We start from the raw sequence: 24,361 nt of genomic DNA, 5'->3' as shown, positions 1-24,361 counted from the left end.
CAACACTCAGGACGGCACCACCGGCGCCGGTGCGCGCAATGCGGCACGTCCGCGCTGGCGGAAGCTGAGCAGGTAGCACAGCAGCCCGGCGAAGAAGCCGACACCGGACACCAGCCGCGCCCAGAACAACCCTTGCAACTGTTCCATCGTGGCCATGAACGGCAAGGCGATGCCGTCGGCCTGCCAGCGTTGCAGGTAGACCTGCACCACCCCGGCTGCCGTGAGGAACAGGGTGATCATCACCATCGACAGGGTCATCAACCAGAAGCCCCAGACTTCGAGGGTCTGCGAACGCTCGTCGGCGGCTTCACCGAGGCCGCGCAAGCGTGGCATGGCGTAGCTGATCAGGGTCATGACGATCATCGCGTAGGCGCCGTAGAACGCCAGGTGACCGTGGGCCGCCGTCAGTTGCGAGCCGTGGGTGTAGAAGTTGACCGGTGCCAGGGTGTGCAGGAAACCCCAGACACCCGCGCCGAAAAACGCGGTGACCGTGGTGCCCTTGGCCCAGAGTGTCGCCGCCCGGTTCGGGTGTTGCCGACGGCGGTTGCGCACCATGCTGAAGGCGAAGACCACCATGGCCAGGAACGGCAGCGGTTCCATGGCGGAGAAGATCGAACCGACCCACAGCCAGACCTCCGGCGCGCCGATCCAGAAGAAGTGGTGACCGGTGCCGATGATCCCGGTGATCAGCGCCATGGCGATGATCACGTACAGCCATTTCTCCACCACTTCGCGGTCGACGCCGGTGATCTTGATCAGCACGAACGCCAGCATCGAACCCATGATCAGTTCCCACACGCCTTCCACCCACAGGTGCACCACCCACCACCAGTAGAATTTGTCGCGGGCCAGGTTGCCGGGGTTGTAGAAGGAGAACAGGAAGAACACCGCGAGGCCGATCAGCCCGGTCATCATCACCATACTGACCGTGGTCTTGCGGCCCTTGAGCAGGGTCATGCCGATGTTGTAGAGAAAGCCCAGGCAGACCACGACTATGCCCATCTTAGTGATGGTCGGCTGCTCGAGGAACTCGCGGCCCATGGTCGGCAGCAGCTCGTTGTGGGTCAGCCGCGCCAGCCCCGCATAGGGTACCAGCAGGTAGCCGAGGATGGTCAGCACGCCCGCGGCGGCGAACACCCAGAACAGCACGATCGCCAGTTTCGGGCTGTGCAGCTCGCGGTCGGCCTCCTCGGGAATCAGGTAGTAGGCAGCGCCCATGAAGCCGAACAGCAGCCAGACGATCAGCAGGTTGGTGTGGACCATGCGCGCCACGTTGAACGGAATGACCGGGAACAGGAAGTCGCCGATCACGTATTGCAGGCCCATGATCAAACCGAACAGCACCTGGCCGAGAAACAGCATCAGAGCGAACACGAAGTAAGGTTTGGCGACGGCTTGCGAAGCGAATTTCAGGTGTGGATTGACCTTGTTCATGTCTCAGCCCTCCTTGTTTGGCGGCCAGCCGTTGGTGTTGATCTTCGAGCTCCACTTGAGGAACTCGGCGATGTCGTCCACCTCCTGCTCGCTCAGGTTGAACTGCGGCATGGCGCGCCGCCCCGGGACATTCAGCGGCTGCATTTTCATCCAGGCGTGGAGGAACGGCTTGAAGCCCTCCTCGCCGCCGCGACGCTGGAACACGTTGCCCAGCTCGGGCGCGAAATAGGCGCCCTCGCCCAGCAGCGTGTGGCAGCCGATGCAGTTGTTTTGCTCCCAGACCGTCTTGCCGCGAATCACCGACTCGGTGAGCTGCGCCTCGTTGCTGCGTTGGGGAAAGGTCTGTTCGGTGTGGTAGGTCAAGGCGAGGAATACCAGGAAGAAAAAGATGCTTCCCCCGAAGTAGATATTCCGCGCCATGCCTTTGGTGAAGGTCTCTGACATCGTCGCTTCCTCATTGCTTGGCCCGTCCATGATAGGAAGCGCGGGGCTGGAACCTGCTTGATGGCGATCAAGAAAGGCAGATGGTTTTGCTCAGGTATTGCCGGACAGCAGCATCAGCGTCAACGCCACCGATCCCAGCAACGCCAGCGGCCAGCCCAACAGCAAACAACGCCACAGCCGTGGCGCGTGACGCAGCTCCATAAAGCCGTCGCTGATCAGCCAGGCCTTGCCCAGCGCTACCAGCAGGATGGCCATGGACAGCCCTGCGCTCGCCCCGGATCGGGCCAACAACACAGTACCGATACTCAAGACGGCCAGCGCCGCCCAACAGCACAACAACAGCCTGGAAGCCAACATGGGCCCTCACTTCAATTGAGCAGGTAGACCAACGGAAACAGCACCACCCAGACCAGGTCGACCATGTGCCAATACAGCACGCCAGACTCCAGCCCGCTGCAATCACCGGCGCCGTAGGCACCCCGCGCACAACGCAGGGCCAGCCAGCCGAGGATCAACATGCCCAGCAGCACATGGACGAAATGAAAGCCGGTGAGAATCCAGTACAGGGTGAAGAAGGTGTTGTGCTCCAGGCCCAGCCCCGCTGCCAGCAAGTGCCGATATTCGCCGAGCTTGAGCAGCACATAGACACTCGCCACCAGCAGCGCCGCGATCAGCAACCAGGCGGCACGTCGGGGCCGCGATTGCCTGGCCTGCTCCACCGCCAATGCAGCCAGGCCGCCGGCGCTCAGCAGGCTCAAGGTCAACGCCAGGCCGGTTGAGGTATCGAGCAGCAGCCGGCTCTGCGCAAACAGCTGCGGCTTGAGGGCCTGGGTCACGGCGAACGCGAGGATCAGCAGGGCGAACACCGACAGCTCGGCGAGGATGAACAACCACATCGCCAGATCGCCCGGCAGGTGCCTGCGGGCAAGGCTGGCGGCCTCAGCCGAAGTGGACATCGACCACGTCCATCAGCGCCGCGACCGTCACCGGGTCATCGCTCAAGGGCTCGGCCAGGCAGGCCATGCAGGCGTGGCGAGGGCTCATGCCGGAGCCGATCATGCGCGCGGTGAAAATCAGCAAGCGGGTCGAGGCGACTTCTTCCAGGTCATGCTGATCGAGCCGGCGCAACGCCTGCCCGAGCTTGACCACCTGGGCCGCCAGCGCGCTGTCGACCTGGGCTTCGCGGGCGACGATGCGCACCTCTTCAGGCTCAGGCGGATAGCCGAAACGCATCGCCACGAAACGCTGGCGGGTGCTGGGTTTCATGCCCTTGAGCAGGTTCTGGTAGCCGGGGTTGTACGACACCACCAGCATGAACGAGGGCGGCGCCTTGAGCACTTCGCCGGTGCGTTCGAGGAACAGTTCGCGGCGGTCGTCGGCCAATGGATGCAGGACCACCACCGTGTCCTGGCGCGCCTCGACCACTTCGTCGAGGTAGCAGATGCCGCCCTCACGCACCGCCCGGGTCAGCGGGCCGTCCTGCCACCAGGTGCCCTGGGCGCCGATCAGATGGCGGCCGATCAGGTCGGCGGCGCTCAAGTCGTCGTGGCAGGCGACGGTGTACAGCGGCAGGTTCAAGCGGTGGGCCATGTGCTGGACAAAACGGGTCTTGCCGCAGCCGGTGGGGCCTTTGATCAGCACCGGCATGCCGTGGTGCCAGGCTTGTTCGAACAGCGCCTGTTCGTTGTCTTGCGCTTGGTAGAAGGGTTCGATCTTGAGTTCGCAGGTCATGCTGGCGTTCATCGGGCACCGGGGTCAGAAGCGGGTTTGGCCACCACGCTACGGCCCCTGGCGAGTCGCTGCCAGCGGAACCTCGGGCAAACTTGATCGCGGTCAAGCTTGCCTGCAAGGCCTCAAACGGTGCGCGAAAAATTGCCCTTCTGCTCGCCGCCCAGGTAGGCGTCAAAGGCCATCGCTACGCTGCGCATCATCAAGTAGCCGGCGGGCAACAGCAGCAAGCGGTCCGGGTGAATCTCCAGCAGCTCGTCGCGCACGTGCTCGCGCAGTTGCGCCAGCGCGTCGGCAAAATACTCGTTGAAGTCAATGCCGTAGCGCGCCTCGAATTTGCCGAAGTCGATGCGGCCATGGCACATCAGGTCGCTGATCACTTCGCGGCGCAGCCGGTCGTCCTCGCTCAAGCGATAGCCGCGATGTACCGGCAACAGGCCCTGGTCGAGCCGCGCGTAGTACTGCGAAAGCTCCTTGACACTCTGGCTGTAGCTGTCGCCGACCTTGCCGATGGACGACACGCCGAGGCCGATCAGGTCGCAGTCGGCGTGGGTCGAATAGCCCTGGAAATTGCGCTGCAGGCTGCCGTTGGCCCGGGCCAGCGCCAGCTCGTCGTCCGGCAGGGCGAAGTGGTCCATGCCGATGTATACGTAGCCGGCCTCGGTCAGGCGGCGGATGGTCAGCTCCAGCAACTGCAGCTTGCGCTCCGGCGGTGGCATGTCGGCCGGACGGATCAGCCGTTGTGCGCGGACCATCTGCGGCAAGTGCGCGTAGCTGTAGGCGGCGATGCGGTCCGGGCGCAGGGCGATGATCTTGTCCAGGGTCACGGCGAAACTGTCTTGGGTCTGCAACGGCAGGCCGTAGATCAGGTCGACGCTGACCGACTTGAATCGGGCAGCGCGTGCCGCCGCCACCAGCGCATAAATCTGCTCCTCGCTTTGCACCCGATTGACCGCCGCCTGCACATCCGGATCGAAGTCCTGCACGCCAAAGCTCAGGCGATTGAAGCCCAGGCCGCGCAGGGCCTGGATCTGCTCGGTGTCGATGGTGCGCGGGTCGACTTCGATGGAGAACTCATGGTTGTCGCTGTCGTCCATGACGAAGGCCTGGTGCAGGCAGTCCATCAAGTCGGCCAGTTGCTCACGGGTCAGGTAGGTCGGCGTGCCGCCGCCCAGGTGCAGTTGGGTGAGGGTTCGCGAGCGATCGAACAAGGCCGCCTGCATGGCGATTTCGCGCTTGAGGTAGCTCAGGTACTCGACCGCGCGATGGGTCTTCTGGGTGATGATCTTGTTGCAGGCGCAGTAGTAACAGAGGCTCTTGCAGAACGGGATGTGGATGTACAGCGACAGCGGTTTCGGCGTCGCGGCCCGGTTGCTGGAGGCAGCGGCCTGCTGATAGTCGTCGACGGCGAACGCCTGGTGAAACTGCGGCGCGGTCGGGTAGGAGGTGTAGCGCGGCCCCGGCAGGTCGTACTTCTGCACCAGGGCGCGATTGAAATCAAATGAACGGGTCATGGTTTATCCACTCGCTGTGCGAGTCAGGTTGTGCAGCGCCCACAGGTTGTTGAAACAGGTTGCAGATGGCATCCAGCTGCGGTCGACCGGCCGGGAGAATGCTGATGAAGCGCTCGGACAATTCGATCAGGCCGTTGCGCTGCAATTGCTCCAGCATAGGCCAGGCATCGCAGAAGTATTGGCGGAACACCAGACCGTAACGCGCCTCGAGTGCCGCGATATCCAGTTCCAGGTCACAGGCCAGGCGCTCCACGACCATGTGGCTGATCTGGCTGCCGGCCTCGCAGCGCCAGCCGCGACAGGTGGGCAACTGGTCCATGTCCAGCAGCTGTTGGTAGCGCTTCGGTTGATCGATATTTTGCGCATACAGGTCTTCGATCTGACTGATCGCGCCGAGGCCCAGGCCGATGTTGTCGCAATAACCGTGGCGGGTGAACCCCTCGCAATGGCGTCGCAGCCGCCCGCGTTCCTGGGCGATCGCCAGATCGTCGTCGGGGCGCACGAACTGCCCGAGTCCCAGGTAGTGATAGCCGGCATCGGCCAATTGCTCGAAACAGAGGCGCCGCATCGCGGCCTTGTCCTGTTCGTTGCAGAACGCCCGTTGCGGATCCGCTGCACCGGACCGGTAGCGCTGCGGTGGCCGGGCATAATCGAACACCAGCAGGCGGTCCGGCTCCAGTTCGAGCAGGCTCGCCAGTTTCTGCGCAAAACTCTCGGTGGTCTGCCAGGCGTGACCGTACCCCAGGTCGACGTTGACCGAGCGAAAACCGAAGGTGCGCGCGGCATCGATCAGCGAATGGATCGGCGCCGGATTCTGGTGGTTGGCCAACTTCGGCGCGGTCTCTGCACCGAGGTCGGGTACGCCGATACTGACATGGTTGAAGCCGAGGTCACGCAGGGCGCCCATGGTCGACCAGTTGGTGTGGCGCAGGTCGACCTCGATGCTGTAGTCACCACAATCGTGTTCGAGGAAATTGAAGCGCTGATGCAGGCGGTTCATCAGCCGGCGCAGATCGGCCAGCGCCGGGGTACCGCCACTCAGCTGAAACTGCTCGACCCGGCGCCCTGCCCCAAGGTGACAGGCCACCAGGTCGATCTCGTGCAGCAGGCGCGGCAGGTACGGGTCGCCCGTCCATTGCGCCGGCAGTTGCACGTTCAACGCCAACGGACGGCATTTGTGCCGGCTCACCCGCAGCGCCCGCAACAGATCCAGCGAGCCAATGCCCGCGTGAAACCGGGCCGTGTCGACATGGCCGCCGAGGTCGAGCACGCCGTGATCGCAACGGCTGCTCGGTTGATCAGGGAGATGAAAAAGGGTGCGCATGACGGGTCTCCACGACTGGCTGCAGGTCAACAGTGTCGCGGCCCGACGCAGATCGCTCCTTGATTTGCATCAAGCACGGTGCAAGTGCTGCTGGCCGGAGCGACCACCGGCGCTCACCAGCTCAGGTAGAACATGCCCTTGGCCAACAGGACGATCGCGACCATGTGGCAGAACAGGCTGGTATGGATGAAATGCGAGTAGCGGGCGGTCATGCGCTCGGTCCTGAACAACAGCATGGCGCCGAGAAAGTGCAGGAGCACGCTGCCGGCGAGGACGATCTTGAGCAGCAGCAAGGTGCCGAACGAGCTCGCCAGTGGCGCGCTGAGGATTGGCAGGTAACGCAGCCAGACCATCCCCAGCCCGGCCCCGAACAGCACCAGCAACACCCAAGGCATCAAGGTCCGGGCACGACGGCCGATACCCTGTTCGACCAGCAACATGACCTTGGCCGGCAACTGCTTGCGGATGGATTCGAGGAACAGCACCTCGAAGAACACCGTGCCGATGAACACCAGCGCGGCGAACAGGTGCAGGGTCAACAACAGTGGATAGAGCATGGGATTCTCGCCCTGGTTTCGGCGCAAAGGGTTCGCCAACGGCCCTTGCAGCGTACCCGCCCGATCAACTTATCCGGTTGATTTCGGTCAAGTTATCGAAAAACTCGCACAGCTGCCGAGAGCCACTTGAAAGAGTGGCAATATGCCTTTATTGGTGACGCTTTACCGAACGACTGGAGCGGCCCCATGCAAGCCAGATTCAAGATGGTCGATACCAACGTGTTCAACGCTCAGGGCCAGCCAACAGGGAGTGCCCAACAGGCCTGGCAGGGCAGTATCCACAGGACCATCATTGCCCACCTGGAAGAACTCGCCGCCCCGGCGCCAAGCGCAAACGCCGACGACGCGCCGTTCGCCTGGCCGTACAGCCACAATCCCGATCGAACGTGCCATGAAGAGGAAGTCAGCACCCCGCGTACGCCGTTGAGCCTGGTGCGCTGAGTCGATGCGTGGGGGGCAGCAGGGACAGGCCGGCGATGCGGCCATGCCCCTGCCGAGTCAAGGGAACGCGGCCCTGCTCAGCGACCATCCACCGAGAAGCGCCCGGCACCGGTGACACTCAACAGCAGCATGCCGCCGACAATGCTCAGGTTCTTGAAAAATTGCGTGGTGTTGGCGGCGCGCTGGGCATCTTCCATGGTCCAGAAGCTATGCCCGATCAGCGCGGTGCCGAGGACGAACAAGGCCATGAGGAACGCCAGTGGTCGGGTGTAGAAGCCCAGCACCAGCAGGATCGCCACGAAAAACTCCATGATCACCGCAATCGCTGCCGCCACCGGTGGCATCGGCGCGCCGAGTGAGGCCATGTAGCCCACCGTGCCTTCGAAGCCGGTCATCTTGCTCCAGCCGGACATGATGAACAGGATCATCAACAAAATGCGCGCAAGCAGGATGATGACGTCTCTCTGATTGTCGAACAGGGTGTAACGCATGGCGGCCATCCTTTTGATGTTTGGTCACTTTACGTTAGCAGTTTTTCCGGGTTGCTCATGGGCCGGTGATTGCGGGCGCTGATCAGCGACTGCTCATCAGCCCATGCAACACGCCAAAGCGCAGACCCGGCTCGGAGGCGGTCATGTGGGAAACCCCGAACACCTTGAACGCGGCCAGCATCAGGGTCAGTCCGCCGGGCAGGATGCTCAGGCGATGGCTGGGTAGGCCGGCGAGCCTGAGCTGACTGACATGGCCCGCCTCCAGCAGGCGCAACAACAGGCGCAGCAGGCCGACATAGGTAATGCCGCCTTTGCCGTCGTCGTTCAGGCCGTTGGCCTTGAGGACCTTGGCCAGCATCCGCGCGGTGCCCGAGGAGCCTATCGCCTGGTTCCAGCCCAGTTTTCGATAGCGACCGGCAATCCGCTCGAACTGCAGGGTGGCGACACGCTCGGCTTCGATCAAGGCTTCAGCGCTGATAGCGCCGCCCTGGAAATACCGTGCGCCGAAGGTGCCGCTGCCAATGGCGATGCTTTCGGTGACCAGGGGCTGATCGCCGCGGCCGAGGATCAATTCGGTGGAGCCGCCGCCAATGTCCACCACCAACCGCCGGCACTCGGTGCCCGGCGTGCGGTGCGCCACCCCGGCATACACCAGGTGCGCCTCCTCCTGACCGGAAATGACGTCGATCGCAAAGCCCAGGTGGCGCTCGGCGTGGGCGAGAAACAGCCGTGCGTTGCTGGCTTCGCGCACGGCGCTGGTGGCCACCGCGCGCACTCGCCCGGCCTCGAATCCGCGCAGCTTCTTGCCGAACCGGGCGAGCGCCTGCCAACCGCGGTCCAGGGCCATTTCGTCCAGGGCACCGGCCTGCAGACCTTCTGCCAGTCGCACCGGCTCACGCAGGGTTTTGACTTCCTGGATCATCAGGCGCTGGTTGCGTTTGACCGACTGGCCAATCATCAGGCGAAACGCATTGGAGCCCAGGTCGATAGCGGCGAATAGCGATGCGTCTTCTTTCACGTGAGGAACTCCTGGCAACTTCGTCCGCCGAGGGCAAAAAACCGGTTTTGGCGATCCTGCACGGGGTAGATGACATCAGGATGACATTGGAAATTTTTCTGACAGACGTTTCGTCACCAGAACGTCACAGTCGCGGGGCTAGCATCGGGGCTTCCAAACGGGTCGGGAGCCTTGAACATGCTGTTAACCAACGACACCCTGATGCATCGCATCCACCGCGAGTTGCTCGACCACAGTGACGAAGAGCTGGAACTGGAGTTGCTGGAAGACGATCACGACCTGGCTTCGCTGTTCGCGGATCAACCGGGCGATACCCCGGCCAAGGCCGAGCGCCGTCGTTACTTCAGCGAGTTGTTCCGTTTGCAGGGCGAGTTGGTCAAGTTGCAAAGCTGGGTGGTGAAGACCGGGCACAAGGTGGTGATTCTGTTCGAAGGCCGCGATGCCGCTGGCAAAGGGGGCGTGATCAAGCGCATCACCCAGCGTCTTAATCCACGGGTCTGCCGGGTCGCGGCGCTTCCCGCGCCGAGTGACCGCGAGCGCACCCAGTGGTATTTCCAGCGCTATGTCTCGCACCTGCCCGCCGCCGGCGAGATCGTCCTGTTCGACCGCAGCTGGTACAACCGCGCCGGTGTCGAGCAGGTGATGGGCTTTTGCAACGAGGAACAGTACGAAGAATTTTTCCGCAGCGTGCCGGAATTCGAGCGGATGCTGGCGCGCTCCGGCATTCAGTTGATCAAGTACTGGTTCTCGATTTCCGACCAGGAACAGCACCTGCGTTTTCTCAGCCGCATTCACGACCCGCTCAAGCAATGGAAGCTCAGCCCGATGGACCTGGAGTCACGGCGCCGCTGGGAGGCCTATACCAAGGCCAAGGAAATCATGCTCGAGCGCACCCACATCAGCGAAGCGCCCTGGTGGGTGGTGCAGGCCGACGACAAGAAAAAGGCCCGGCTCAACTGCATCAGCCACCTGCTCGCGCAGATGCCTTATGAAGAAGTCGAACAGGCCCGCATCGAGCTGCCGCAGCGTCTGCGCCAGGAAGACTATTCCCGCAGCCCCACCCCACCGGACATCATCGTGCCGCAGGTTTATTGAGGCACTTCGTTCCAGGACAAACCGCATCGACTTCATCGCCAGCAGCGGAGCGCCCGGTGTCAGTTGCCCTTGAGCCGATAACTGACCTGGGCGCGGCTCATGCCGAGCATTTGCGCGGCGGCGGTGATATTGCCGCCGGTGCGCTCCATTGCCAGGCGCACCAGGTGCAGTTCGATTTCTGCCAGGGGCTGGTTGAGGGTCCGCTGGCGTCCGGAGACGAAAGCCTGCAACCCCTCCAACAGCGGATCGCCCGATACCCGGTCGGCGACGGGCGCTGGAGTCGGTGACCTCCCCGTCGCCAGCGCAGATCACTCCGCGCTCGATCAGGTTCTGCAACTCGCGAATGTTGCCGGGAAACCGATAGGTCAGCAGCGCATTCACCAACCTTGTGCTGAACCCCGCCAAACGCCGCCCATGGCGCTGACTGAAGTGACGCAGAAAGTAGCTCATCAGCAACGGAATATCTTCGCGCCGCTCACGCAACGGCGGCAGGCTGATCGGGAACACGTTCAGGCGGTAGACAACGCCTGGCAGGTGTTCAAATGGGGTTATGGGCCAACCCTGGACAGGAATTCGGCCTGTACAACTGGCGTGGCGGCGGTGGCTCGATGTGGTTCGCGCTGTTTGTGGGAGCGAGCCACATTGGGCCTGGCGGGCGTTTTTTCAGATCAAAAACGGCAACGGCGCTCTCGCCGCCCGAATGGCTGCGAGGCGTTGATCGGCTTCTGGCAGCAGGTAGGCAAAGAAGAAACGCGCGGTTTCCAGTTTGTTGGCACGCAGTGGATCGCTGTCAGGTAACAGGCGAGACACCCGTGCCGCTCTCGCCCAGGAAAACCCCAACAGCGCCACGCCACACAGGCGCAGGAAATCGCCAGCGGCTCGATACGGGTATTCGCGCTCCGTGACGGCGAGGTCCCCTATCTCAAGTTGCACTGTCTCGAGTTTGTCGCACAGCTGCACCAGCTCAGCGCCAAAGCGGGTGTCGTTACAGGCCAGTTCGGCCTCTTCGCGCATGACCGCCAACAGTTGGCCAAAGGCGCGACCTTCATCCCCCAGCACTTTGCGCAGCAGCAGGTCATTGGCCTGGATTTCGTTGCTGCCCTCGTAAATCATCGCGATCCGGCTGTCGCGCAGGGTCTGTTCGATGGCGAACTCGCTGACGTAGCCGTAGCCACCGAACACCTGCAAGGCGTTGCTGGCCAGGCGAAAACCCTGCTCGGTGAAGAACGCCTTGATCACCGGCGTCAGCAGCTCCGCCAGTTGCAAGGCGCGCTGACGAGTGGGCAGATCCTCGGCCTGCTCGGACTGATCCAACAAATGCGCCGCCCAGTAACCGACCGCACGCATGCCCTCGGCATAGGCCCTCAGTTCCAGCAACACCCGGCGCATGGCCGGATGAAAATGAATGGGGTCGGCCACTTCGGCTTCGACTTCGACCGGGCGAGCGGGCGCACGCATTTGCTTGCGTTCCAGCGCATAGGCAGAGGCGTTCTGCGACGCCGACTCGGCATGCCCCAGGCCCTGCAGGCCGACATGCAAGCGCGCCGAGTTCATCATCACGAACATCGCCGCCAAACCGCGATTGGCCTCGCCGATCAGCCAGCCTTGAGCACCGTCGAACACCAGCGAACAGGTGGCACTGCCCTTGATGCCCATCTTGTGTTCGATGCCATCGCAGCGCACGGCATTGCTCAATCCGCCATCCAGACGCTTGGGCACCAGGAACAGCGACACGCCCCGGCTCCCGGAGGGTGCTCCGGGCAAGCGGGCCAGCACCAGGTGCAGGATGTTCTCGGTCAGGTCATGTTCGCCGCCGGAGATGAACAGCTTGCTGCCGCTCAATCGATAACTGCCGTCGTCCTGGGGTTCGGCGCGACAACGCAGCAGGCCGACATCACTGCCGGCCTGAGGTTCGGTCAGGCACATGGTCGGCAGCGTTTCGCCGCTGACAATCGACGGCAGGTAGCGTTGCTGAATCCACTCTGGCGCGTGGGTCTTGAGGCACAGGTAGGCGCCATGGGCGATTCCGGTGTACATCGCCCAGGCGTGGTTGCTGGCGTAGAGCATTTCCTGCAAGGCGGCATCGAGCAGTTGCGGCAGGCCCTGGCCACCGAAGGTTTCAGCACAGGCCAGGGCCGGCCAGCCACCGTCGACATAGGCTTGGTAGGCCTGGGCAAAACCGTCCGGCGTGGTCACCTGGCCACTCTCGAAACGGCACCCCTGGCGGTCACCACTGCTGTTGAGCGGCGCCAGTACCTGCGCACTGAAGCGTCCGGCCTCTTCCAGCACCTGGCAGGCCAGTGGCAAGTCGAGAGCCTCGAAGGCCGGCATCTGCTGCCAGGCCTCTGGGGCTTGCAGCCACTGTTCAAAGACAAATTGCATGTCGCGCAACGGCGCCTGGTACTGCCACATGGCACACCTCGAGTCATCAAATAGGAGGAACCGCGCGATGCTTCAGCCGCGAAAATCCGGGTTTTCGATCAGCACGGCCATGCCCTGCCCGCCGCCGACACAGGCAGCAGCAATGCCGTAACGCAGATTTCGCTCGCGCAGTTGCCGGGCCAGGGTCAACACCAGGCGCAAGCCGGTGGCGGCCAAGGGATGCCCAAGGGCAATCGAACCACCACGACGGTTGAGCCGCTCGCCCTCCAGCTCCAGCGATTGAGCCACCGCCAGCACTTGGGCGCCCTGCGCCTCGTTGATTTCGAACAGGCCGATGGCGTCCAGGCTCAGCCCGGTAAGCTGCAGCAGCAACTGGATCGCCGGAACCGGGCCGATGCCCATGAACTCCGGCGCTACCCCGACCACCGCCGTCGCCAACAAATTCGCCAGCGGCGGACGGTCGCTCAGGCAAGTGCGACCGACCAGCGCCGCCGCTGCGCCGTCGACCACCGCACAGCTGTTGCCGGCGGTCTGCAAGCCCTCGGGGTGAATCGCCGTTAGCCGGGCCAGCGCCGGCAGATCGGTGGGACGCGGGTGACTGTCCGCAGTGACCGCCTCGCAGCGTCGCGGCAGGGCAATGCCTCGCGGCTGATAGCCCTGCAACTCAAACACTTCATTGCACACTGCGACTATTTCCGCGTCGAACCAGCCGCTGCCTTGCGCCTGCAAAGCCAACTGGTGACTGTCGAGGGCGAAGCGGTCCACCGCCTCGCGGCTCAGGCCGTGACGCCGGGCGAGGTTTTCTGCGGTGGCGATCATGTCCAGTCCCGGGGCCGGGTCGTAGAGCGCTTCCCAGAGGAAATCCTTGAACTCCACCGGCGCCCCGAGACGAAATCCGCCGCGATGGCTGTAGGCGGCAATCGGGTTGCGCGACATCGATTCGCTGCCTACGCACAGCGCCAGTTGCGCGCCCGCGCCAATCTGCTCGCCCGCCTGGCGCAGCAGTTCGAAACCGGTGGCACAGATGCGCTGCACCGCCAGTGCCGGCACTTGTTGCGGCACGCCGCTGTAGAGCCCGATATGGCGTGGCAGCATGTAGGCGTCGAAGCTGGCCTGAGCCATGGAGCCGGCCAACACCGAGTCGACCGCCTCTGGCGCCAGCCCGCTACGGGCCAGCACCTCACGACCGACCTTGATCCCCAGATCGATCGGCGAGACCTGGGCCAGCGCCCCGCCGACATCGACCCAGGGCGTGCGCACCGCGTCGAGAATCGCTACATCGTTGAATGCGCAAAACTGCCCAGCGCTACTCATGGACGTGGCCCGGCACGCAGGATCGAGGGCTCTTCACCGCGATACAGCGCCTCGACCTGCTCCGCACGCCACTGCAACACCGCTCGCTGGTTGATTGAGCCTTTGTCGGTGATTTCTCCGCGATCAATCGACGCCGGCTCGTCGAGCAACGCGATCCACTCCAGGCGGCTGGCATTGCCGCTGGCGTCACGATTGAGCCGCTGCAGCCAGTCACCGAACCACTGGCGCACGGGCGCGCTGGCCAGTACCTGGGCGTCACTGGCATCAGCCGCGAGCCCCGCCAGGCGGCGGCATTCGTACAGGCGCGGGAACACCAGGGCGCCCAGGCATTCGCGGTCCGGCGCGGTCACCACCAGGTCCTGGACATAGGGCGAGCCCTCCAGCACCGCGCGATTGCGCAGCGGGCCAACGCTGACGAAAACTCCGGACGACAACTTGAAGTCTTCGGCAATGCGCCCGTCGAACATCAAGCCTTGTTGCGGCGCATGGGGGTTGGCCAGCTTGAGTGCGTCACCGGAACAGTAATAGCCCTGCTCGTCGAACACTTCGGCGGTCTGCTGCGGCGAGCGCCAGTAGCCGGGCATGATGTGCGGCCCACGGAAGCGCCCTTCGAGCTTGCCTTCCTTGGGTACCAGGCGTACCTCGCAGCCCGGCGCCGGCAAGCCGATGTAGCCGGCCATCGACAAAGGCCCGGTGGTGAAGGTGCAGGACGGCGAGGCCTCGGTCATGCCGAGTCCGGCCATCATTCGGATGCGCTCGCCACAGTGCTGTTCGGCGACCCGGTCGAGGCGATCCCAGATGCTTTGCGACAGCCCGGCGGCGGCGAAGAAAAACAGGCTGACGCGCTTGAAAAAACTGGCGCGCAGTTCAGCGTCCTGCTCCAGCGCCGAGACCAATTCTTCCCAGCCCTTGGGCACCGTCAGGTAAGCGGTGGGCGAGATTTCCTTGAGATTGCGCAGGGTCTGGGCAAAACCCTGGGCGGTCGGCTTGCCGTCATCCAGATAGAAACTGCCGCCGTTGTACAGGACGATGCCGAGGTTGTGGCTGCCGCCGAAGGTGTGGTTCCACGGCAACCAATCCACCAGCACCGGCGGTTCTTCGCCGAACACCGGAAAGGTCTGCAACAGCATCTGCTGGTTGGCGCAGAGCATGCGCTGGGTGGTGATCACCGCCTTGGGCAGGCGGGTCGAGCCGGAGGTGAAGAGAAACTTGGCAATGGTGTCTGGCCCAGTGGCGGCAAACGCGGCTTCAGCCTCGGCGCCACCCGGTTGCTCCAGCAGGCTGGCGAAACTCACCTGAGGACGCCCGGCCACCTCGCCGCGCACGCTGATCAGCGGCGTATCCTGGGGCAGCACGGCGTCGATGGCGCGGCCATAGGCGGCCGCGTCACTGACAAACACCAGGCCCGGTTGCAGCAGTTCGCAGACGTGGCGCAGCTTGGAGTAATCCTGGGACAGCAGCGAGTAAGCCGGCGACACCGGGCAGTAGGGAATGCCGGCGTACATGGCGCCCAGGGCCACTTGCAAATGTTCGATGTCATTGCCCGACAGCAGCACCAGCGGCCTCTCGGCCGACAGTCCGTAGCCGAGCAGGGATTGGGCGATGGCCCGCACGCTGTCGAGCATCTGCGCGTAACTCACCCGCCGCCAGTCACCGCCATCCTGGCGGGCGGCAATAAAGGTCTGATCGGGACGCACTCGGGCCCAATGCAGCAAACGGTCGAGCAAGCGCGGGGGCATCTCGGCCAGGGGTTCGAGGGAGCGCATGTGCAGTTCGCCGTGGCGCTGCGTGACCTCGACCGCTGCGCCACCGATGGACACGTGGCGATAGCGCGGAGCGCTGGCTGGGGCGTGGGATTGCAAACTGGATTCGGAACTCAAGTGCCTGTTCTCCGTCGAGGCACACCAGGACCGAGCCACACTCGGGTGACTCATCGCTGGCATGGCAGCCGTTGGCTGCAGCCTTGTTATTGTTATTTCGGTGATGCTGGCGGGCGACGGCTTTGCGTGGAAGACGCCGCCCACCGTGTTGCCGGTTCAGATCGGATAGTGCCGTGGACCATTCTGGAGGGTGACCCAGCGCAACTGAGTGAAATGCTCAATCGATGCCTTGCCGCCAAAACTGCCGTAGCCGCTGGACTTGACCCCGCCAAAAGGCATTTGCGCTTCGTCGTGCACGGTCGGGCCGTTGATGTGGCAGATGCCCGATTCGACCCGCTGGGCCAGGGCCAGGGCACGGCCGGTGTCACGACTGAAAATCGCCGCCGACAAACCGAACTCGGAGTCGTTGGCCAGTTGCAACAGCGCTTCATCACCCTCGCCGCGCAGCACCACCGCCACCGGGCCGAAGGACTCTTCGCGGTACAAACGCATGCTCGCGTCGACGCCGTCGAGCAGGGTCGGCTGCAAGATGCTGCCCTCCAGTTGCCCGCCGATCACCAGGCGCGCGCCCTTGGCCACGGCATCATCGATCAACGCTTTGATCCGCGTGCCAGCGCTGGCGTCCACCAGCGAACCGAGCACCGACTCCGGGTCGGCAGGATCACCGGCGCGCAGGGTCTCGACCTTGGCCGCCAACTGGGCGACAAAGGCGTCGGCCACCTTGGCATCGACAATCAGGCGCTCGGTGGACATACAGATCTGTCCCTGGTTGAAGTAGGCGCCAAACGCCGCCGCCTGCACGGCAGCCTCCAGGTCGGCATCGTCGAGCACCAGCAACGGTGCCTTGCCGCCCAACTCGAGCAACGCCGGTTTGAGGTGGCGTGCCGAGAGCTCGCCGACAATGCGCCCGACGTGGGTCGAACCGGTGAAATTGACCCGGCGTACGGCCGGGTTGGCAATCAGGCGCTCGACAATCTGTGCCGCATCCGCCGGCGCATTACTGATGACGTTGACCACACCATCGCCCAGGCCGGCGTCCTGCAGCACCTGGCCGATCAAGCGATGCACCGCCGGACTCAGCTCGGAAGCCTTCAGCACCACGGTGTTGCCACAGGCCAGCGGCATGGCAATCGCCCGGGTGGCGAGAATCACCGGGGCGTTCCAGGGGGCGATGCCCAGCACCACGCCACAGGGTTGGCGCAGGGCCATGGCGAAACTGCCGGGAACGTCCGAGGGAATCACTTCACCATTGACCTGGGTGGTCATCGATGCCGCTTCACGCAGCATGTTGGCCGCCAGCCGTACGTTGAACCCGTACCAGTTGGCCATGGCGCCGGTCTCGCCCGCCGCCTCGATGAACTCGCCGCTGCGCGCCTGCAATTGTTCGGCGGCCTTGAGCAAACGGCTGCGCCGTTCATTGGGCGCCAGCGCGGCCCACGCGGGAAACGCTTGCTGGGCAGCGGCCACGGCGGCGTCGGCATCTTCCAGGGTGGCGGCGGCAACCCGCGACACCAACTCGCCAGTCACCGGGTTGCGGCGCTCGAAGGTTCGACCGTCGCGCGCGGGGCACGACTGGCCGCCAATCAGCAGGGGCACGTCCAGCATGGTGATTCCTCTTTATCGTCTTTATCGGAATGCTTAGCAGTGATGTAAACGCAGCTTCAGGGCGCACTCGCCTTCGCGCAATGCGCCCGCAGCGTCGTCCTTCAGCGTTTATACGCTTGCAGGCCAGGCTTGATGCTCTTGTCGTCGAGGAATTGCTTCATGCCCTGCTCGCGACCGCCTTCGGTGTCCAGCAAACGCGACTGATCGAGCTTGGCGTACAGGTAATCCTCGTTCTGCTCCCAGGTCAGTTCGCGGCAGCGTTTGAAACCGTGTTTGGCGGCACGCAGCACCACCGGGTTTTTTTCGAGCAGGTTACGCGCCAGCTCGATGGTGACTTCGCGCAGTTGCGCCAGGGGCACGCTTTCGTTGACCAGGCCCATCTCGGCGGCTTTCTGCCCACCGAAGGTCTTGCCGGTCATGATGTAGTAGAGCGACTGGCGGTGGCCCACGGTGTCGGCCATGGCCTTGCTCACCAGGTTGCCCGGCGGGATACCCCAGTTGATTTCCGAGAGACCGAAGGTTGCTTCGTCGGCGCAGATCGCCAGGTCGCAGGCCACCAGCGGGCTGAAACCGCCGCCGAAGCACCAGCCATTGACCATGGCGATGGTCGGCTTGGCGTACATGCGCAGCAGTTTCCATTGCCATTGCGAGGCTTCGCGGCGGATTTTTTCCTGGAGGATTTCCGGGCCGGCGTCCACTTCGCGGAAGTATTCCTTGAGGTCCATGCCTGCGGTCCAGGCTTCGCCCGCACCGGTCAGCACCAGCACACCGGCGGCAGGGTCCTGCTCGAGGGTTTCCAGAACATCGATCATCTCGCGGTTCAGGGTCGGGCTCATCGCGTTGCGTTTTTCCGGGCGATTGAGGATGACAAACGCGATGCCGTCTTCGATTTCGACCTTGACCGTTTTCCAGCGACCTTCGTATGTGCTCATGGCGATGCTCTCTTGTTCTGGGTTTTGAAGATGACTCGAAATTAAAGCAGCGAATTAGTTATGTCAATTAACTATTAATTGATTTAACCAATTTTCTCGCAGGTGATGGACTGGTCGGTCTTGGCGCCGAGCGATATTGGCCGTAGCAATCACCGGCCAAGGTCGGCAAACTAGATAGTCTTGTTAACCTCCACTCTTCAGGACTTCCCCGCAATGGCCAAGCCCTCCCCCCTCGCCGAGTCGGTCGAGGCTGCGTCGACTCCCGCCGAGACCCAGGCGCCCATGGATTCGGCGCTGAATGATCTGATCGGCTACGCCATGCGCCGTGCGCAACTGAAACTGTTCCAGAACCTGATCAGCCGTCTCTCGGCCCACGATCTGCGCCCCGCGCAATTCTCGGCGCTGGCGATCATCAATCAAAACCCCGGCCTGATGCAGGCCGACCTGGCCCGGGCCCTGAGCATCGAGCCGCCCCAGGTGGTACCGCTGCTGAATAAGCTGGAGAGCCGGGCGCTGGCAGTGCGCGTACGCTGCAAGCCGGACAAGCGCTCGTACGGGATATTCCTCAGCAAGACCGGCGAGACCCTGCTCAAGGAACTGAACCAGATCGCCGCCCAAAGCGACCTCGACGCCACCTCGGCACTGGACGACCAGGAACGCGACGAGCTGCTGCGGCTGCTGAAGAAGATTTATCAGGAATAGAAAATCTGAAGGGTGGGAGCGGGCCTGTGGGGCCTTGAGCCTTGCGCCAGCAGTGCCTACGCCTCGCTGGCAAGCCAGCGCCTACAGGGGCTGCAAGCTCCACAGCCTCTGTGATTAACACCAAACCCACTGTAGGAGCGAGCCCGCTCGCGATGGGGCCATCAGCCCCACCGCAACACGCGCACTCACCAGATCGGCAAGGTATAGGTCACCAGAAACCGCGTCTGGTTTTCATCGCGGAAGGCGGCGCCAGTGGGGAAGTCATTGCGGTAGATTGCCTTGCGCGCCACCAGGCCGACGTTTTTCAGCGGACCGCTTTGCACCACGTAGCCCAGCTCCATCTGGAACTCGCGCTCCTTGCGGTCTTCGGCGTTGAAGGCTTTCAACTCGATGTTGTCGCCGCGCAGGTAGCGCAACCGGCCCCGCAGCCCGGGCACGCCGGAGGCGGCGAAGTCGTAGTCATAGATCGCCTGCCAGGTGCGCTCCTTGGCATTGAGAAAGTCCGACGCCATGGTCAGCTCACTCATGCCCATCAGCTCGGTCCCGGAGATGTAGGGCGTCGCCGTGTCACCGCTGGAATGCATGTAGCCGACGCCCAGGCGGTGGCCGCCATAGCGGTAGCTGAACAGCGCCGAAAGGTTGCGGTTATCGACGTCACCGGCCTTGGCGCTGCCATCCTCGCGACTGAAAAAACTGCGCAGGTCGCTGGTCAGGGTGCCGCCACCCAGGGGCAGGTCATGCAGCAAGGCAAAGGTGTCCTGCTGGTACAGGTCCGTCGCCTCGGCGTGATAGACCCGCAGGCTCAGTTCCTTGTTGACCTGATAATCACCGCCCACATAGGCCATGTGCGAGGTCGTGGCCGTGGCGTTGAAGCGCCGGTTGGGCGAGGCGACCGTCATCGACTCGTAGTTGGTGGAGTTGCGCTTGTTGATCCGATCGATGTAGCCAGTGTTGAACGTCAGGCCGTCGATGTCTTTCGAACTCAGGATGGTGCCGCGAAAGGTTTGTGGCAGCAAGCGCGAGGGACTGGCAAAGGCAAACGGCAGGAAGATCGACACATCCCCGCTCTTCACCGTGGTCTGGGCAAACCGCAGCTTGCCGGTCGGCGCCAGACGTGAGTATTCGTCTGCTGCACGGTTGTCACTGGCCGACACCGGCAGCAACTCGGTGCCGCTGCGATCCGGCGAGGAGTCGAGCTTGACCCCCATCAGCCCGCGCACGTCCAGGCCAAACCCCACCGGCCCTTCGGTAAAACCCGACTCCATGTTCATGATGAAACCCTGGGCCCACTCCTTCGCGGCGGACTTGGCCCCATCGTCCTTGTATTGGCGGTCCATGTAGTAATTGCGCAGGGTCAGGGTGCCATGGCTGTCGTCGATAAAGCCCGCGGCGCGAAGCTGGGTGGGCAGTACGCTCAAGCCGAGAAGGGTCAGGACCAGCCCGCGACTGATGCCGGGAACACAAGGGGCTGGCGCCGTCACAATGTCGTGCGTGCGGAGATTTGGCATGTTTCGATTTCCATTTTTTATTGTTGTTGGGGCTGCCGGAGAAGCTCAGTGCAGCCGGCTTCGCGGACAGAGAATGGAAACAGCCGACAAGCCCTGTCAATGGCGAATGACCGATAATCGAACATTAATATTATTATCTATTTCACATACCTAAGCTGATTGATGCGCTTAACCATTGATTTAAAAGGGCAATTTAACGAGCCAATGGATTTTTCTCTGCCGCTTCATTTTTTAGTTATCTTTGTTATCTTATTCACCAGCAGCCAGCCCCAGCGTGCGCCATGCGCCGGGACGGCTCGACTCCACAACAAAAACAACAATGAGGTTCCATCCATGGACAGCCCATCGCGTCGTTCGACGCTGACAATCGCTTTGTGCTTTATCGTTGCGCTGATCGAAGGTTTCGACCTGCAAGCCGCCGGCACAGCTGCCGCCGGGCTGCGCCAGAGCTTTGCCCTGGATCCGAAGATGATGGGCTGGGTGTTCAGCGTCGGGATCATCGGCCTGCTGCCGGGTGCATTCTTTGGCGGCTGGATCGCCGATCGCATCGGTCGCAAGAAAATCCTCGTCAGTGCCGTGCTGCTGTTTGGTGTGTTTTCCCTGTGCACCGCCTATGTCGAGAGCTACACCAGCCTGCTGCTGGTGCGCTTCCTGACCGGTCTGGGCCTGGGCGCTGCCCTGCCTAACCTGATCGCCCTGTGCGCCGAAGCCGTCAGTGAGCGCAACCGTGGCACCGCCATCAGCGTCATGTATTGCGGTGTGCCTTTGGGGGGTGCGCTGGCGGCGGTGGTGGCGATGTTTTCCAGCGAACACTGGCAAACCACCTTCATCATCGGCGGCCTGGCGCCCTTGCTGATCGTGCCCTTGATGGCCCTGCTGCTGCCGGAGTCCACTGCCTTCCGCCAGCAACACTCGACCACCGACACCTCGCGCCCCTCCAGCGTCCAGGCGCTGTTCGGCGAAGGCCGTACCCGCAACACCCTGGCCTTGTGGCTGAGCTACTTCTTCACCCTGACCGTGATGTACATGCTGCTCAACTGGCTGCCGTCACTGCTCATCGCCCAGGGCTTCAGCAAACCCCAGGCGGGCATGGTGCAGATGCTGTTCAACATCGGCGGCGCACTGGGCTCACTGCTCGGTGGCCTGCTCCTGGACCGTTGCAATGGCACCAAAGTGGTACTGGGCGTGTATGCCGGGTTGCTGGCAGCGCTCGCAGGCGTCGGCCTGGCCGTGGGCATCGTGCCGATGGCCATCGCCGGCTTTGCCGCAGGCTTGTTCGTCATGGCCGCGCAGCTGGTGCTCTATGCACTGGCGCCGCCGTCCTACCCGACTGCAGTACGCGCCACCGGCGTCGGCGCCGCGGTAGCCATCGGTCGTCTGGGTTCGGTGGCCGGTCCATTGGCTGCGGGGCAGATTCTGGCCGCCGGTGCGGGGACTACCGGGGTGTTGTTGGCGACTTCGCCTGGATTGGTGATTGCGGCGCTGGCGATTTTGACGGTGATTGGGCGGACGGGGGCAACTGAAGAGGGGCAACTGAAAACCGCTAATTAAACCGCCTGACACAGGCAGAGATTAGCACTCGCAGGACTCGCGACGGTCGCCATCGGACCGTCGCGAGTCCTGCGCAACTTCTTCGCATGAACTGACCACGACGACCAAGTCATCCCTCCCTCAAGCCGCCACCCCCCGCCCATTACCGCTGCTACTCACCTCAAACTGCCCCACCAGCTTCTGCAGTTTGTTGGCATTGAGCCTCACGGTCTCGGCACTGCCTTGCAACACCACCACCGTCTGGCGCATTTGCGCGGAGGACTGGTCGACCTGTTTGATGGTCTTGCCGTAATCGAGGCTGCGATTGTTGAGCTGTTGAATGATCGCAAACATGCTTTCCACCGCCTGGTGCAACTGCACATTTTCCGAGGAGGCATCTTCAGCCAGGCGCAGGCTGTTATCGACGTCGGTGACGCCCTCCTTCATGAAACTCACGGCATTCTGCGTTTCGTTCTGCAAGCCTTCGACCATCTGCCGAATATCGTCGGCGGCCCGGGAGGTGCGTGCGGCGAGACTGCGCACCTCATCGGCGACCACGGCAAAGCCTCGTCCATGTTCGCCGGCGCGCGCGGCCTCGATGGCGGCATTGAGTGCCAGCAGGTTGGTCTGGTTGGTAATGTCGCTGATCAGCCCGGTGATGTTGCCGATTTGCGCCATGCGGCTGTCGAGCAACTGCACGCTTGAAGATGAGCGCTCGACCACATCGCGAATCGACTGGGTGCCCGCCTGCACGGCAAGAAACTGCTCGCGGGCACGGCTGACAACTTCGTCCATGGCCTGCTTCATTTGCTCGGCGCTGGCGGAGGCTTGCTGGATCTCGCCCAATTGATCCTCGACGATGATCATCATGTGGTGCACCGCTTCGGCCACCTCGGCGCAAGTGAAACCCGCTTCCTGACTGCGGCCCAACATCATCTGATTAGTGCTGCCGACGTTGCTGCTGGCCTTCACCACTTGCCCGACCACCGAGTCCAGATTGTCGATGAAGCTGTTGATCCAGCGCCCCATGTCACCGGTCTCGTCGTTGGCCATCCGCGTGGTGTCGAGGCGCTGACGCAGGTTGCCCTCGCCCTCGGCGATGGTCCTGATCACCCCAGTCATCTCGCTCAATCGCTGTGCAAGCCGTTTAGGCCCCCACAGGCTGAACAGCAGCGCGGCGCCGACCATGCTCAACACCTCGAGCGTATCGATCACTCCCTGTGCCAGGCCGCTGTAATGCTGGACCGCGAAGTTGCAAGCGAAGAGCCCGGTCATGGTCGCCAGATAGGGTTTCATCAAGCCGTAGCTGAGTGAGCGTCGGCGGTAAACTTCCTCCAGGTCGGCCTCGCACATCATGCCCCAGCGATCCGGTGAGCCTGGCAACTGGAACGTGACGCCCTTGCCCACCACCGGGATGTGCCGGTAGTCCGAGTAACCGGGATAGGTGACGAACAGATTGGAACCCTTGCGAATGGTTTCGCGCACTCCCGGGTGCAACTCCTGAGTCGCCGGGTCGGTAAAGCGCAGTTCCAGTTCAGTGTGCCGCTGGATCTGCACGGTCTTGTAAGGCGTGTGCACGCCACTTTTCAGGTTTTCGCCGTGGGTGAAGGTGCCGTCCTCGAAACGCGAACGCGACAACGCGGTGCCTGGGGCGATCGCCGGATCAAAGCGTGATTGCGCCATGAACAAGTAATTGTCGCCGGACTCGGCATAGATGTGCCCGGCCTCGCGCTGGATCAGATCACCCAACACATCGTTCGGCACGCGCCCGCAGAGGCAGCCCAGGACTTTTCCATCAACCTTCAGCGGCTGATAAAACATAAGGGTGACTTCATCGTGAAAACGTGAAGTCGAGGGACCGATTTGCAAGGTCAATGGATCGCTGTAAGGACCGTGCAGAAACGGCGCCTTCAACCCTTCGGCCAGGGTGCGGGTTTTGCCGAGCGGATGATTGACGCGTCCGCCCCAGGTTGAAGCAATGACGGCGCCGTCGGCAGCCACGACAAACAGCTCGGAAAAGTCTTCGGCCTGAGCGAGCTTGTCCAGCAGCGACGCACTGTCGATATGGGCAAAATCCCGAGCCAGATGTTCCGCCAGCTCCGCCAGGTGCTCCCAATGCTCGCGCGTCCAGTTGTGCAGCAACTGCACGCGGGTGTGGGCAATGGCTTCAAAGGTTTGTTCGATCACCGGGTAAGCCGACCGATTGAGTCGGCATGACCAACCCAGGGCGATCTTTCCGGTTTTGCCGAACCAGGGTAACCAGTGCTTTTCGCTGGAAGATAACTGCATGGCCTGACTTGAAAGCGACATCTACCTCTCCAACCGCGACAGGGGAATGGCAAATTGACAGCAACTATCAAGCCAAGTCGTAAGCATCCTAAGCATTTTCATGGATCGCAGGAAATGCTTGGGTTGAAGGCGTTCTGTCGGCCTTGGTCAGTCAGAACGCCTGCTTCAACGTG

At 62.9% G+C, this 24,361-nt stretch carries 22 protein-coding genes and 1 pseudogene; 5 read left to right on the top strand and 18 right to left on the bottom strand.

Going from position 1 to position 24,361, the window contains the following annotated elements; translation table 11 throughout:
- Positions 1 to 6 precede the first annotated feature (6 nt).
- The 3 genes from KW062_RS11535 to KW062_RS11525 form a co-directional block, all read right to left on the bottom strand.
- Entirely contained in the window at positions 7 to 1,434 is a 1,428-nt protein-coding gene (locus tag KW062_RS11535) for a cbb3-type cytochrome c oxidase subunit I (RefSeq protein WP_105755674.1), read from the bottom strand.
- Positions 1,435 to 1,437: 3 nt separating this feature from the next.
- Positions 1,438 to 1,878: a c-type cytochrome gene (locus KW062_RS11530; protein WP_105755675.1), complete on the bottom strand. Its 441-nt coding sequence runs from the start codon at positions 1,876 to 1,878 to the stop codon at positions 1,438 to 1,440.
- A 90-nt stretch (positions 1,879 to 1,968) separates the two neighbouring features.
- A complete protein-coding gene (locus tag KW062_RS11525; RefSeq protein WP_256351117.1) occupies positions 1,969 to 2,187 on the bottom strand; it encodes a cytochrome C oxidase subunit IV family protein in 219 nt (72 codons plus the stop codon).
- Between KW062_RS11525 and KW062_RS28875 the strand changes: the two genes are divergently transcribed.
- Positions 2,132 to 2,254 (top strand): hypothetical protein, encoded by a 123-nt coding sequence (locus KW062_RS28875; protein WP_256351164.1) that lies wholly within the window; start codon positions 2,132 to 2,134, stop codon positions 2,252 to 2,254. The two genes, KW062_RS11525 and KW062_RS28875, sit on opposite strands and share 56 nt — an antisense overlap.
- On the opposite strand, the gene KW062_RS11520 is transcribed toward KW062_RS28875, so the two are convergent.
- The 5 genes from KW062_RS11520 to KW062_RS11500 form a co-directional block, all read right to left on the bottom strand.
- Complete coding sequence (locus KW062_RS11520) at positions 2,247 to 2,834, bottom strand: cytochrome c oxidase subunit 3 (RefSeq protein ID WP_027620464.1); 588 nt, start codon at positions 2,832 to 2,834, stop codon at positions 2,247 to 2,249. The two genes, KW062_RS28875 and KW062_RS11520, sit on opposite strands and share 8 nt — an antisense overlap.
- A complete protein-coding gene (locus tag KW062_RS11515; RefSeq protein ID WP_177433276.1) occupies positions 2,818 to 3,609 on the bottom strand; it encodes a CbbQ/NirQ/NorQ/GpvN family protein in 792 nt (263 codons plus the stop codon). The genes KW062_RS11520 and KW062_RS11515 overlap by 17 nt, the downstream gene beginning before the upstream one ends.
- A gap of 122 nt (positions 3,610 to 3,731) precedes the next feature.
- Positions 3,732 to 5,120, bottom strand: coding sequence for an oxygen-independent coproporphyrinogen III oxidase (gene hemN, locus KW062_RS11510; RefSeq protein WP_105755678.1), 1,389 nt, complete (start codon positions 5,118 to 5,120; stop codon positions 3,732 to 3,734).
- On the bottom strand, positions 5,104 to 6,444 hold the full coding sequence (locus KW062_RS11505) for a coproporphyrinogen III oxidase (RefSeq protein ID WP_105755679.1): 1,341 nt from the start codon (positions 6,442 to 6,444) through the stop codon (positions 5,104 to 5,106). The genes hemN and KW062_RS11505 overlap by 17 nt, the downstream gene beginning before the upstream one ends.
- Positions 6,445 to 6,557: 113 nt before the next feature.
- A complete protein-coding gene (locus KW062_RS11500) occupies positions 6,558 to 7,001 on the bottom strand; it encodes a CopD family copper resistance protein (RefSeq protein ID WP_105755680.1) in 444 nt (147 codons plus the stop codon).
- 186 nt (positions 7,002 to 7,187) lie between these two features.
- Here KW062_RS11500 and KW062_RS11495 point away from each other — a divergent pair, with 186 nt between their 5' ends.
- A complete protein-coding gene (locus KW062_RS11495; RefSeq protein ID WP_105755681.1) occupies positions 7,188 to 7,442 on the top strand; it encodes a hypothetical protein in 255 nt (84 codons plus the stop codon).
- 77 nt (positions 7,443 to 7,519) lie between these two features.
- On the opposite strand, the gene KW062_RS11490 is transcribed toward KW062_RS11495, so the two are convergent.
- A complete protein-coding gene (locus tag KW062_RS11490) occupies positions 7,520 to 7,933 on the bottom strand; it encodes a DoxX family protein (protein WP_027620469.1) in 414 nt (137 codons plus the stop codon).
- An 82-nt stretch (positions 7,934 to 8,015) separates the two neighbouring features.
- The gene (locus KW062_RS11485) at positions 8,016 to 8,951 is read right to left on the bottom strand and encodes a Ppx/GppA phosphatase family protein (RefSeq protein ID WP_105755682.1); all 936 of its coding nucleotides are present in this window, start codon (positions 8,949 to 8,951) and stop codon (positions 8,016 to 8,018) included.
- Positions 8,952 to 9,128: 177 nt separating this feature from the next.
- On the opposite strand from KW062_RS11485, the gene ppk2 reads away from it, so the two are divergent.
- Positions 9,129 to 10,046 (top strand): polyphosphate kinase 2, encoded by a 918-nt coding sequence (gene ppk2 / locus KW062_RS11480; RefSeq protein ID WP_105755683.1) that lies wholly within the window; start codon positions 9,129 to 9,131, stop codon positions 10,044 to 10,046.
- Between the two features lie 59 nt (positions 10,047 to 10,105).
- Here ppk2 and KW062_RS29265 read toward each other — a convergent pair.
- The 6 genes and pseudogenes from KW062_RS29265 to KW062_RS11450 form a co-directional block, all read right to left on the bottom strand.
- Positions 10,106 to 10,565, bottom strand: a pseudogene (locus KW062_RS29265) (helix-turn-helix domain-containing protein); the annotation flags it as partial.
- Between the two features lie 144 nt (positions 10,566 to 10,709).
- A complete protein-coding gene (locus KW062_RS11470; protein ID WP_105755684.1) occupies positions 10,710 to 12,458 on the bottom strand; it encodes an acyl-CoA dehydrogenase family protein in 1,749 nt (582 codons plus the stop codon).
- Positions 12,459 to 12,500: 42 nt separating this feature from the next.
- Positions 12,501 to 13,742, bottom strand: a complete 1,242-nt coding sequence (locus KW062_RS11465) for a thiolase family protein (protein ID WP_105755685.1) — start codon at positions 13,740 to 13,742, stop codon at positions 12,501 to 12,503.
- The gene (locus KW062_RS11460; protein WP_256350979.1) at positions 13,739 to 15,622 is read right to left on the bottom strand and encodes a feruloyl-CoA synthase; all 1,884 of its coding nucleotides are present in this window, start codon (positions 15,620 to 15,622) and stop codon (positions 13,739 to 13,741) included. Before KW062_RS11460 ends, KW062_RS11465 begins: the two co-directional genes overlap by 4 nt.
- Positions 15,623 to 15,778: 156 nt before the next feature.
- The gene (locus KW062_RS11455) at positions 15,779 to 17,227 is read right to left on the bottom strand and encodes an aldehyde dehydrogenase (RefSeq protein ID WP_027620476.1); all 1,449 of its coding nucleotides are present in this window, start codon (positions 17,225 to 17,227) and stop codon (positions 15,779 to 15,781) included.
- Positions 17,228 to 17,328: 101 nt separating this feature from the next.
- Positions 17,329 to 18,159 carry a p-hydroxycinnamoyl CoA hydratase/lyase gene (locus tag KW062_RS11450; RefSeq protein WP_027620477.1) on the bottom strand — a complete coding sequence of 277 codons (831 nt, stop codon included), beginning with the start codon at positions 18,157 to 18,159 and terminating at the stop codon, positions 17,329 to 17,331.
- A gap of 213 nt (positions 18,160 to 18,372) precedes the next feature.
- On the opposite strand from KW062_RS11450, the gene KW062_RS11445 reads away from it, so the two are divergent.
- Positions 18,373 to 18,861 carry a MarR family winged helix-turn-helix transcriptional regulator gene (locus tag KW062_RS11445; RefSeq protein WP_027620478.1) on the top strand — a complete coding sequence of 163 codons (489 nt, stop codon included), beginning with the start codon at positions 18,373 to 18,375 and terminating at the stop codon, positions 18,859 to 18,861.
- A gap of 185 nt (positions 18,862 to 19,046) precedes the next feature.
- On the opposite strand, the gene KW062_RS11440 is transcribed toward KW062_RS11445, so the two are convergent.
- Positions 19,047 to 20,369 (bottom strand): OprD family porin, encoded by a 1,323-nt coding sequence (locus KW062_RS11440; protein ID WP_105755687.1) that lies wholly within the window; start codon positions 20,367 to 20,369, stop codon positions 19,047 to 19,049.
- A 333-nt stretch (positions 20,370 to 20,702) separates the two neighbouring features.
- Between KW062_RS11440 and mhpT the strand changes: the two genes are divergently transcribed.
- A complete protein-coding gene (mhpT, locus tag KW062_RS11435; protein WP_027620480.1) occupies positions 20,703 to 21,920 on the top strand; it encodes a 3-(3-hydroxy-phenyl)propionate transporter MhpT in 1,218 nt (405 codons plus the stop codon).
- A gap of 120 nt (positions 21,921 to 22,040) precedes the next feature.
- Here mhpT and KW062_RS29260 read toward each other — a convergent pair whose 3' ends face one another.
- Positions 22,041 to 22,694 (bottom strand): methyl-accepting chemotaxis protein, encoded by a 654-nt coding sequence (locus tag KW062_RS29260; RefSeq protein ID WP_371321452.1) that lies wholly within the window; start codon positions 22,692 to 22,694, stop codon positions 22,041 to 22,043.
- Between the last annotated feature and the right edge of the window lie 1,667 nt (positions 22,695 to 24,361).

This window comes from Pseudomonas fluorescens (genome assembly GCF_019212185.1).
Classification (GTDB): Bacteria; Pseudomonadota; Gammaproteobacteria; order Pseudomonadales; family Pseudomonadaceae; genus Aquipseudomonas.
Note: the sequence above shows the minus strand (reverse complement) of the source record. Positions and strands in the feature narration are given on the sequence as shown.